We start from the raw sequence: 10081 nt of genomic DNA, 5'->3' as shown, positions 1-10081 counted from the left end.
TTGATCTGAATCTTGTTCTGAATCTTGTTCTGAATCTTGATCTGAATCTTGATCTTGATCTTGATCCAGATCTGGATCTAGATCTGAATCTTTATCTTGATCTGAGTCTGAATCTGGCTCTGCGTCTGGAACAGAAACAGGAAGCGCTTCGTTTGAAAAACCACTACCGGATGATTCTAATAAAGTCATTTGACTGGTTGAAGCTCCATCAAAAGCAACATTCCATTTACTGCAACCGGGCTCCGTTCGAGGATCCCATCTTAGCTTAATAATCAAAGGTTTTTCTTCACACTGGCAAGTTTTTTCTGTGGATAAATAAACTATGCCGGGCATGGGCTCTTTGCCATTTCTTCTCGAGATGCCACACTGCCCATTTTTTTTTATTCTTACCCGGGCAATCACCCTTTTTTCTCTATACCGCTTGCCACATTGATCACATCGACAATTACAGACATCAAGACTAAGGCCACACTGCTTACACTTTTGATGACCTGATTTATCTACGACTATTTTAGCTTTATTAGTTTCGTCATATCCTTGACTGTAAAATGCTCCAAGCAATAGAAATACAAACGACAGTACACTCAAACCTGCTCTGAGCATAAAGCCTCCTAAAACAAACCGTTCAGGCAGACTAGATACTTAATTGAGATTAGTCATGGGGAATCGGAAAAATTACTCATCTTTTCGATAAAATGATTTATTCCATCCAAAGCGAGTCATCAGATCAGAAAAAACATCATCCAGCGAAGCAGACAAAAGGAGCGGTCGATGAGTAACGGGATGACTTAACTCCATGTCGGTACAGGACAGTAGTAATCTTCCTGCTGAAAAGTATTGGGCAAAATATCGATTATGAACCCCCTTCCCATGCTTGGCATCGCCAATAATCGGGTGGGCTATGTGCTTCATATGTCGACGAATCTGATGCTTCCTGCCCGTTTGGGGCCAGACCCTCACCAACGAGTAACGGCTGGTTGGGTATCTTTCGATGGCAAAAGGCAGCTCAACAGTCGCTAGTCTTTCATAAGCGGTAACTGCCTTCTGGGCTGGTTTGTCCTGACGAGCCTTGCGGTCTGTCATTTTATCCAGCTCTTCTTTCAGAGGATAATCAATCACACCAGACTCTGGCACATACCCCCTTGCGACTGCTAAATAGGTTTTCTTTACCAACCCCTCCTCAAATTGTTTTCCAGCCAGTCGGGCAACCTCCGATGACAGGGCAAACAGCAAAACACCCGAAGTGGGCTTATCCAGACGGTGCAGTGGATAAACATGCTGGCCTACCTGATTTCTGACGATCTGCAAAGCAAACCGGGTTTCATTCCGGTCAATCATAGATCGATGCACCAGTAGGCCCGATGGTTTGTTCACCGCTATCAGCCATTGATCCTGATAAATGATTTCCAGTGTTTCTGAAGTCTCTTCCGACATGCACAACTTCTCAATATCAAAGGAGGCTATTTTTATTCGGACACGATGTGCTTCTTGAATACGAAGAGGTAGTCAGGCTCCCCGACAATAAACACAGTTCCCTGCCTGTCCATGGTAACCCCCTCTGGCTGTTTAATCGTATTCTTCAGTCCGTGCCAGCCCTTCTCCAGTTCCATAACACTGACGGTATCTCCATTCTCATCCAGCTCTGTCAGAGAATCGGACTGATCACTGAGCACAACAAAATGCCTTGAAACCGTATCGTAGTGCATACCTGACAGATCCCGATTGAAAAACCTCAGGCTTTTTTCCATTTCCTTTTGCTCTGTAATCACCAGCTTTCTATCCTTCCCCTGCTCGGTGAAACCATCGATACGAAAAATCCGGATGGGATCTCTCTCCTTGAGGACATAGATCGATTTTGTCTCTGGATCCCAGGCAATCCCTTCAAAACCTTTGTTGCCCCCTTCTCCTATGCCAAAGGTAAAACTGGGGGCATTGGAGAAGTCTATCTCATTCGAGCTCGTTTTAATGTCCACCATCAACAATTCCTGCTGACGTTCGTTCACAATGATAAAACGATCTCCATCAGCCCAGGCAATGCCTTCTACGTCAGCATTAAGATTGGATGTCAGCTTTCTCTTAAGGTTTCCATTCCGGTCGTACTCAAGCACATTAATTGCAGAACCTCCTCCGGATACAACATAAAGGGAATCGGTGACAGGACACCACGTCACTCCGGAGACCTGGTCTCCTGCATCGGCAAGTTTCAGAGGTCCTGCCGCTAACTCATATTCATTCAGCCCGATGGCATCCTCCCGCTGTTCACGGGTAATCGTATGAGACAGGTATTCATTGTAGAGTTTGTTATCGATATCGAAATAGTTGATAGCGATCACGGCCAGAGTCAGAATGATAATGATCCCGAGGGAAAGTTTTTTGGAGTGCTTCATAACGAGGGAATACGCCAGTTTCAAGGAGCCTGATGATGGGCAAAAAGCTGTTAGATCACCTCGAGATCAGACAAGTCAGCTCTCATAAGACTATCGGTACCCAGATCGAAGCCCGCCACTGAAACATGAACATCAAACAAGCTTTTCAGGGCTCTGAGATCTCTCAGCTCGGGCCAGCGACCCCGATCTTCTTCCCAGGCAGACAGTTCGTTTTCCATCATGTCCCGGGCATGGTTGGCTAGTGATGCTTCCAGACCTTCCTCCGTTTCCTGCTCATCCAGCAGGTAGGAGCCACCTTCCAGACTCCAGTCTTGCGGCAATTCTGTCCCCAGTCCTTTTGCCCAGTCAATAAAAGGCTGTCTGGGCTTCAGGGTTACAACACAGCGATTAATAAACTTCATGACTTCTACCCTAAAAGTGCAGCTCTATCGGACTCTGTGACCGCTTCGTATTGCCTGATGAGCTGCCATTTCCGCTCAAGGAGAATGATTTATGAGGCTTTAATACCATCAGTGCTTCACAAACGCAGCATTATGCTCCTGGTAGATACAGAAAATCAAACAGTGGGAATCAAACATACTGTCAGCACAATGGCCTGAAGCCAAGACCCACTGGAAGGTATGGCACCAAAGTCAGACGGTGGTGCGCCACCAAAAAAAATCAGCACAGTCGGTTTTGCTGTACACGGAATGAAAACCCGGCAATTCTTGTCTAAATTGTGCGATGGCAGTTCCAGACTCCAGTTTCCGGAGTCTTATTGCTTCTAACCTAATTCTACCAAGGGCTGGATGCGATCTGATTATCAAGCACGAAAAACCGCAGAATCAAGTGAGAACAGATTCGCGATTGTCCATGAAATTGCAGTAAGCCCAATTCGAAACAGTGGAGAAGTTGTTCATGAATCTTTTGTTCAGCGCGAAAGGCTTTTTGCTTCCTTGCGCCATTGTGCTGTTATGCCTTTCTGTTAAGGTTTCAGTGGGTCTTCAAGGAGTGACTTTATCTCTATCTATGGTTGAGCCTGTTCTGGCAAAAAGCGGAGTTGCGGTATCTGATGAAGGTACAACCATTCAACTCGGTAACAGAGTCATTTATCTGGATGACTTAACCCGGGATGACGTGAACTGGATATGGCAGTCGTTCTTGTATGGAGGTGTCATGTCGGCCATATTTTCTACCATGGCTTTGAGTTATGGGTTTTATTTTCACCATCACTGGCTCAATTCCTGTTCCATTGCGATATTAGGTACGGCAACGTCAGCCCTTCTTTATACGGATGCGATTCTAACCCGATTCAGGTTTGGATATGCTTTAGTTCGGAATGTTTTTTCTCTTGATTATCCTATGCCTTATGCCGCCGTTGCCTGCTTAGTGCTGACAAGAGAAGAGCACAACCAGAATAATCCCCTGCGAACATACGTTAGTCCAAAGCTTTTATTGCTGTTACCGCTGGTAAAAATTCTAAGCTTGTTGTTCTTTGAAGATAAGGGTAATACCAAAACCCATATGGATTTGACCATGGCAGGACGCGCAGCCGGTTTGTTCATTATCTATACCGGACCATCTCCTATGAAGAGGATTTCTTACAAGCTGGAAAGAGCAGGGGTTAGCGAACTCAGTGCAGACCATGATGGTTACAGCGCTCTGGCAAAAGCTATGGATGAGAATGGCCTCAGCGCTGTCTATATAGCTCCATCATTTTTTAAGTTCTTTCCAATGCCTTCGTCTAAGCCGGACGGCAATCAAGTGCCAGAGTATCTTGTTGCACTGGCCTTCATCTGTTTTCATGTGCACGATGGTGATGAACTGGTATACGGTATGCTGGTCCAGAGGGCTTCTGATTTGAAAAAATCGGAAGTTTTTCCACCTTATCTGTTGTCTGCTTTTTCTAATTCTTATAATCGCTCGGCTATCGTCAAGGCTCGAACGCTTCTTGCCCCAGTGTTTCTTGAAGAAGTCGCTCAGTTTCTCAATGAGTATGGCAACAATAAAACTGTCCAGACTAAGGATATAGCAGGAAATGTCCTGCATTATTACTTTTATAACAGGGAAAGCCGGGGGGAGGTTGCTGACATACAACACACTAAAGATACTTCGTATTTCACTTTTCCCGGTTCAGATGGATTCTCTGAGGCTACTATCACCTGGAGCAGCCAGATTGATGGACAGCAAACATTGGCTCTGGATAGTGGCTGCAATGAGGATAACAGCTGTGTATTTTCTCAGTATAAAGTGCCTGCATGGGTCAATAAAGTGTTAAGTATTCAGTTGGCTTACCTGGGATATTTTGTCGGTTTCAACTGGGCCCAAAGCGCTGTTAATGCTGTCCGTTCAGGCAAGCATGTATTACCAAATTTTGAAGCTACGGATTACAACGGTGATGAAGACCGTTGTCCAGTCTGTATGCGTCCATCAATAAGCAATGAAGAGGGTACCTTTGATGGACTCAATGAGGATGAGCCTGTCGCGTTACTGAACCTGGCATGCAAGCACCCTATCTGTGCAGATTGTCAGAACCAGTTGATCCAGAATCAACTGGATGACAACCTACTCTCTGCCTGGAAGTTACAGCGCTTTGGTGTTAAGTGTCCAACCTGCAACCAAAAATCCTCTTTCACTCTGCTACCTTAAGTTCATGTATCTGAAAGGTGCTGTTCAATTCAAAAGTGGAAGCCCTCCCATCAAGGGGTTCAGAAGGAGCAAAAAAAATTTTGTCCTTTCTCCCCAAGGGGGTTGCTGCTTTTTCACTTTCGAACGAACAGCGCCTACCTGAAAAGTGTCTGCTTTCTTGGGGTGGTGTAAAGAGTCGGGGGTAGCGAGTTTGATTTCTTATAGGGCTGATGCATTGTTTTATTTTGCCATGGAAAAAATACTGGTGTTGTTTTTTATGTTGGCTTCCTGCTTTTCTCTGGCCAATGAAGAGGTCGGTTTTTATCCAGACAATAGTACTGCTATGGCTGTGTTTGAGGGCGTTCAAGGGCACCCCTCTGAAATCGAAAGTGCATTAAAAGAGCAGGGTTTGGATAATTTAACTTTTAATGGAGAGGGCAGAAAAGATCTGGAAAGAATCAATAGTATTTTCAGTAATGCAGTCAAAGATAATGATCGATACGGGCTTGCTCTTCAGGATTTTAGAGATTCGAGTCGACTTGATGATGTCTTTTATGATGAAGGAGGGCTGCATGCAGCAGACCATTTGATCGATGAAGCACTTTATGATGATCCTGAGTTGTTGCAGACTGTTAATGAGGCCTTGAAACAAGGGTTCTCGTTTTTGCCCCTGGTTTACTCTCAATACAGTACATGGTGGCACTTATATAATAGCGTCGGGGATTTCTATCAGGTTCTAAAAGACAGACTGGCGGCTATGCAGGAGCAGCCAGTGCAAACCGTTGGAAAAAAGTCTGATCAATCAAGTTTCCTGAATTGTTTTTTTTCTGGAAGTAAGTCCCAGTGCTATAAACCTGAAATGCTTAGCTATGCCATTTCAGGTATCAGCGTGGCCTGGCTATTATATACAAGTTATCGACTTCTTTATGTCTACAGAGATCTCAATGTACCATCCGCTGCTTTTGTCGCAGTTACTCTGGCACTGGGTACTCTGACTTCAGCCTGGTGGGGGGAAAGTAATTCGATCTACGCTATTTTGGCTGTTCAGGCACTTCGGGGCTATTTCCTGGTAAGCGGTCATCATCGTGAATTGTTCAGCTCTAATAAACTGGTCAGAATTTTAGTGGCGTCTTATTATGTAAGTTCGGTTTTGAGTTCGATAGATAATCTACGCAATATTGGCTACTGGTCTGCTTTCAGGAAAGCTAATTGGCCTGCATATTATTTCTGTACCACATTGGCTGTGACCTCAGTTTTGGCTTACATCAGAAATATTCGTATTCCTGAGGCAATGCTGGTGACGGTGGGAGTCTCGACTTCAGCTTATCTGGTGACGGCATTTGCAGCCCTATACGGTGCTCAAAATATGCAGATGGAACACTGGCATTTGCTGCTTGTATATGGCGGTATGATTATAAATTCCATGATTGAATCGGCAGGAATGTACAATGTTATCCCTCAATTGACTCAACAGTCTGTGATTGCCTTACGCTATGCCTACTCTTTAACAACACCTGTTCCAGATGTTGTGGAGGGTTTTGATCCCGTATATTACATGGTAATGTCTATTGTCGTGCCTGTGTTTTATTTGCTAAATGTCCCGGTTCTGTAGGTATTGCAAAGCAAAAGCACTACTGATCTTGCCCAGCCTCGCGGGAGCCTGACCGAGAATAAGAATTTTAGCGCAGGCTCATCCGCCCTTTTTTCGACATGATCAAAAAATAATCGGGTATTAGGCGTTTTTTGATCAGATTTTACGTTTTCTGCCCATCCACTTGCCTTTATGCCACCATTTTTAATCTTTTTGCTTCTTCAAAACGAATCAATCCACTGGAAATCGATTTGGCAATTTTTTTAAAAGCAAATGTGCAGTTTCTGTTGTCTCTGCACAAAATCAAATATATTGTCCGGCACAGTGGCCTGAAGCCCAGGCCCACTGGAAGTTAAAGCCGCCCAGCTGGCCGGTAACATCGAGAACTTCGCCAATAAAGAAAAGCCCCGGCTGAATGCGGCTCTCAAAAGTTTTCGATGAAACTTTCGCAGTGTCTACACCGCCCAGCGTGACCTCTGCTTTTTTATAGCCTTCTGTACCAGAGGGTTTCAATGGCCAGTTTTCCAGTGCAATAGCCAAGTCTTCAAGCTCAGTCGAAGTATATAGTGCCACCAGCTTTTGACCATTGTCAGTTAATAATCTCAGTTGACCCTGCACACACAGTGCTTGAGACAACCTTTTGGTCATATGTTCAGACAAGATAGTTGCAGTCTGAGCCTTGGGTCTCTGTTTGACACAGGACTTAAGCCAGTCATGAATATCTGTGCCGGGAATCCAGTTGATGGAGACCGTATCTCCCGGCTTCCAGTAGGATGAAATCTGTAAAATGACCGGCCCGCTGACACCACGATGAGTAAACAGAATATTTTCCCGGAAAGACTGTCCATTGCAGCTGGCCACCACTTCTGAGCTGACGCCGGAAAGTTCTATAAAGTGCTTCAGCCAGGCTTGATCCATGATGAAAGGCACCAGTGCAGGTTTTTGCTCAATCAGTTCATGACCAAACTGTTCCGCTATCTGATAGCCAAACCCTGAGGCTCCCATTGTCGGAAATGATAAACCACCGGTTGCCACCACCAGTGACTGACAGGAGAACTCACCGATATTGGTTACCAGAGCGTAATCCGAAGAGTCATTGAGCTTGATTGATTCAACACAGGCTCTGGCTCGAATGGTGACGCCGGCATCCCGGCACTCACTGACCAGCAGATCGACAATGTCCTGCGAACGATTGTCACAGAAGAGCTGCCCCAGCGTTTTTTCATGCCAGGCTACCTGATACTTATCCACAAGCGCCTGAAAATCCCACTGGGTGAAACGTGCCAGGGCTGACTTGCAAAAATGAGTGTTATTCGAAAGATAATGGGCAGGTTCTGTATAAAGGTTGGTGAAGTTACAACGTCCTCCCCCTGAAATAATAATTTTTTTGCCGATCTTGTTGGCGTGATCCAGAACAAGAACGTTGCGACCCCGGTACCCAGCTGTGAGCGCACACATAAGACCCGATGCACCGGCTCCGATAATAATGGCATCGTACTTAGACTGTAGGGCTCTGGTCAGGGGCATATTCAGTAGATCTCAAATAGACAGGTAAGAGTCGATGAAGCCATTAGCATTGTTACTGTGATAGGGTAAACAAGCGCTGTAAACAAACCAAGGAGCATATACCGACTACCAATAATGGTTTGCCCCTTCTTCTGTTTCTTTCGGCCCGGACTTCAGACCGATATTGCCTGTCAGGGGGTTTTCAGAATACCCAGCACTTTGTTCAGGAACATTTTGGCTTCCTGAGGGCTGACGCTCTTACGCAGCTCAGCAGGGATCATACGCTGGTATGCACGGGCATTGGCTGGACGACTAGCTACCAGAGCATTTACCATAGCGGGCTTGAGCAAACGCTGCCCAGCAGGAGTGCTCGGGTAAGTTTTACGAATAGATTGAACATCGAATTCAATCAGAGCTTCAGCCAACGGGCTACTCACCACTTCAATAACTACTTCTGGCTCAGCTACCACGTTTGCTACCTTGGCTTCAGCTATTACAGGCTCAGCGTCGCCAGCTTCTAACCGGGCGTCTTCAGAAGCGATAAGACCATTAGCCGTAAGAGCCCGGGACAGCTCTTCACACATAACCCATACGGCTTCACCTGCTTCGTTTTTCTCATCAAGGGCAACAACAGAAGCACCAGTGCCAGCATCTATTTCCAGGAACCCGGCAATACGCTTGCCCAGATTGTTAATGATCAGGGATGCACGTTTAGCCCCCGTCAGAGCAATCACATGCTCAGCACTAGCGGCACGTCCGGGCAGAGAAAACCATGCTGTCAGCAGTTCAATGTCTTGAGGACGAACAGCTTTATTATTGTTAAGGGCCTTCTGGAACGAATCTTGGGTGATCAATGGCTTAACCTCTAGAAAAAAACCAACCATTTTTTCAGGAAACGATAAATTATCAATCCTTATATTTGCGGATCTTTATGCTTCTTCTCCTGAGCGCAGAAGCTAGGCACAGGTTTCACTCCATGCCGACTCATTTTAAAACATAAGGCAAGCAATGCAGGTAGTCTCTGAGTATTACTTGAAATTGTCCCATACAGATATGATAATGATTCTCAATTATATCCTAAGATCCTTTGAGCACTTATATGGCAAGACCTCCTGCAAGAGAGCTATTTGTTAAGAGCATTGAGTCCCTGAGCCCTCATATGAAGCGGGTCGTCCTGACCGGAGAATCGCTCTCTGATTTTCCACCCGATCAAGCCAGTGCCTACATCAAATTAATTTTCGATAATCCTGCAATGCCCGGAAAACCACTACGAAGAAGTTATACTGTTGTTTCCAGTGATCAGCGTGCACGGCATTTAACGATTGATTTCGCAGTGCATCCCGATGCCTGTGACCAGGGGCCTGCTGCGCGATGGCTTGAGGATGCCAGGATTGGCGATCCGATTTCAGTCTCTGGACCCGGTCCTACTAAACTGGTCGATCTGGATGCAGACTGGTTTGTTCTGGTCGGAGACCTGACCGCACTACCAGCTATTCGTGCAAACATAGAGATTTTACCCGCCCATGCAGAGGGTTATGTAATTCTGGAAATTCCCCATCAGGACGACCAGCAATCTCTGCTTCTGGAAGCATCGCTGATCCCCAAGGGCATGGAATTGATCTGGGTTATAAATCCACACCCAGGCCAACAGAAGGAGCTTTTAAAAGAAACTCTGGCTAACCTGCCTCATTTCCCCGGAGATCCCTATTTATGGGCTGCCAGTGAGCTGAACGCTGTGCTGGAGATCAGAAACTGGGTGAATGAAGAATCTCTGGCCCCCCGCTCTTCGCGCTACATCAGTAGCTACTGGCAGCTTGGCCTTCCAGATGAAGCCCACAAGATACAAAAGAAAGAAAGACTGTCTGAGTAAATAAGTGTCTCTACAATCGGTATTGCCCGCTCAGGCATTTTTCGTTTGACTTCCGAGCACGCCCTCAGGGATGGTGGAAGTGTCGTTTATGCAGGAGCAATCAACGACCCTGCGGCGATG

General features: G+C 45.9%; 9 protein-coding genes. 3 read left to right on the top strand and 6 right to left on the bottom strand.

Annotated elements, in window-relative coordinates; translation table 11 throughout:
- The 4 genes from KDK18_RS08395 to KDK18_RS08380 form a co-directional block, all read right to left on the bottom strand.
- The coding region (locus tag KDK18_RS08395; protein ID WP_257254456.1) for a hypothetical protein at window positions 1–603 on the bottom strand (603 nt) is incomplete at its 3' end.
- Window positions 604–675: 72 nt separating this feature from the next.
- A complete protein-coding gene (truC, locus tag KDK18_RS08390) occupies window positions 676–1434 on the bottom strand; it encodes a tRNA pseudouridine(65) synthase TruC (protein ID WP_257254455.1) in 759 nt (252 codons plus the stop codon).
- 32 nt (window positions 1435–1466) lie between these two features.
- A complete protein-coding gene (locus KDK18_RS08385; protein WP_257254454.1) occupies window positions 1467–2387 on the bottom strand; it encodes an SdiA-regulated domain-containing protein in 921 nt (306 codons plus the stop codon).
- A gap of 50 nt (window positions 2388–2437) precedes the next feature.
- Window positions 2438–2788 carry a hypothetical protein gene (locus tag KDK18_RS08380; protein WP_257254453.1) on the bottom strand — a complete coding sequence of 117 codons (351 nt, stop codon included), beginning with the start codon at window positions 2786–2788 and terminating at the stop codon, window positions 2438–2440.
- Between the two features lie 496 nt (window positions 2789–3284).
- Here KDK18_RS08380 and KDK18_RS08375 point away from each other — a divergent pair, with 496 nt between their 5' ends.
- Both KDK18_RS08375 and KDK18_RS08370 read left to right on the top strand, forming a co-directional pair.
- Window positions 3285–5015 carry a hypothetical protein gene (locus KDK18_RS08375; protein ID WP_257254452.1) on the top strand — a complete coding sequence of 577 codons (1731 nt, stop codon included), beginning with the start codon at window positions 3285–3287 and terminating at the stop codon, window positions 5013–5015.
- 190 nt (window positions 5016–5205) lie between these two features.
- Window positions 5206–6606, top strand: a complete 1401-nt coding sequence (locus KDK18_RS08370; RefSeq protein WP_257254451.1) for a hypothetical protein — start codon at window positions 5206–5208, stop codon at window positions 6604–6606.
- 282 nt (window positions 6607–6888) lie between these two features.
- On the opposite strand, the gene KDK18_RS08365 is transcribed toward KDK18_RS08370, so the two are convergent.
- A complete protein-coding gene (locus KDK18_RS08365) occupies window positions 6889–8112 on the bottom strand; it encodes an NAD(P)/FAD-dependent oxidoreductase (protein ID WP_257254450.1) in 1224 nt (407 codons plus the stop codon).
- A gap of 170 nt (window positions 8113–8282) precedes the next feature.
- A complete protein-coding gene (locus KDK18_RS08360; protein ID WP_257254449.1) occupies window positions 8283–8945 on the bottom strand; it encodes a hypothetical protein in 663 nt (220 codons plus the stop codon).
- A 233-nt stretch (window positions 8946–9178) separates the two neighbouring features.
- On the opposite strand from KDK18_RS08360, the gene KDK18_RS08355 reads away from it, so the two are divergent.
- Window positions 9179–9961: a siderophore-interacting protein gene (locus KDK18_RS08355; RefSeq protein WP_257254448.1), complete on the top strand. Its 783-nt coding sequence runs from the start codon at window positions 9179–9181 to the stop codon at window positions 9959–9961.
- Window positions 9962–10081: the final 120 nt, after the last annotated feature.

Source organism: Endozoicomonas sp. SESOKO3 (assembly GCF_024606255.1).
Note: the sequence above shows the minus strand (reverse complement) of the source record. Positions and strands in the feature narration are given on the sequence as shown.

Bases quoted from the DNA above. Each gene is read 5' to 3' on its own strand.
- KDK18_RS08385 (WP_257254454.1), bottom strand. From the start codon at position 2,387: ATGAAGCACTCCAAAAAACTTTCCCTCGGGATCATTATCATTCTGACT.
- KDK18_RS08380 (WP_257254453.1), bottom strand. From the start codon at position 2,788: ATGAAGTTTATTAATCGCTGTGTTGTAACCCTGAAGCCCAGACAGCCT.
- truC (WP_257254455.1), bottom strand. From the start codon at position 1,434: ATGTCGGAAGAGACTTCAGAAACACTGGAAATCATTTATCAGGATCAA.
- KDK18_RS08365 (WP_257254450.1), bottom strand. From the start codon at position 8,112: ATGCCCCTGACCAGAGCCCTACAGTCTAAGTACGATGCCATTATTATC.
- KDK18_RS08375 (WP_257254452.1), top strand. From the start codon at position 3,285: ATGAATCTTTTGTTCAGCGCGAAAGGCTTTTTGCTTCCTTGCGCCATT.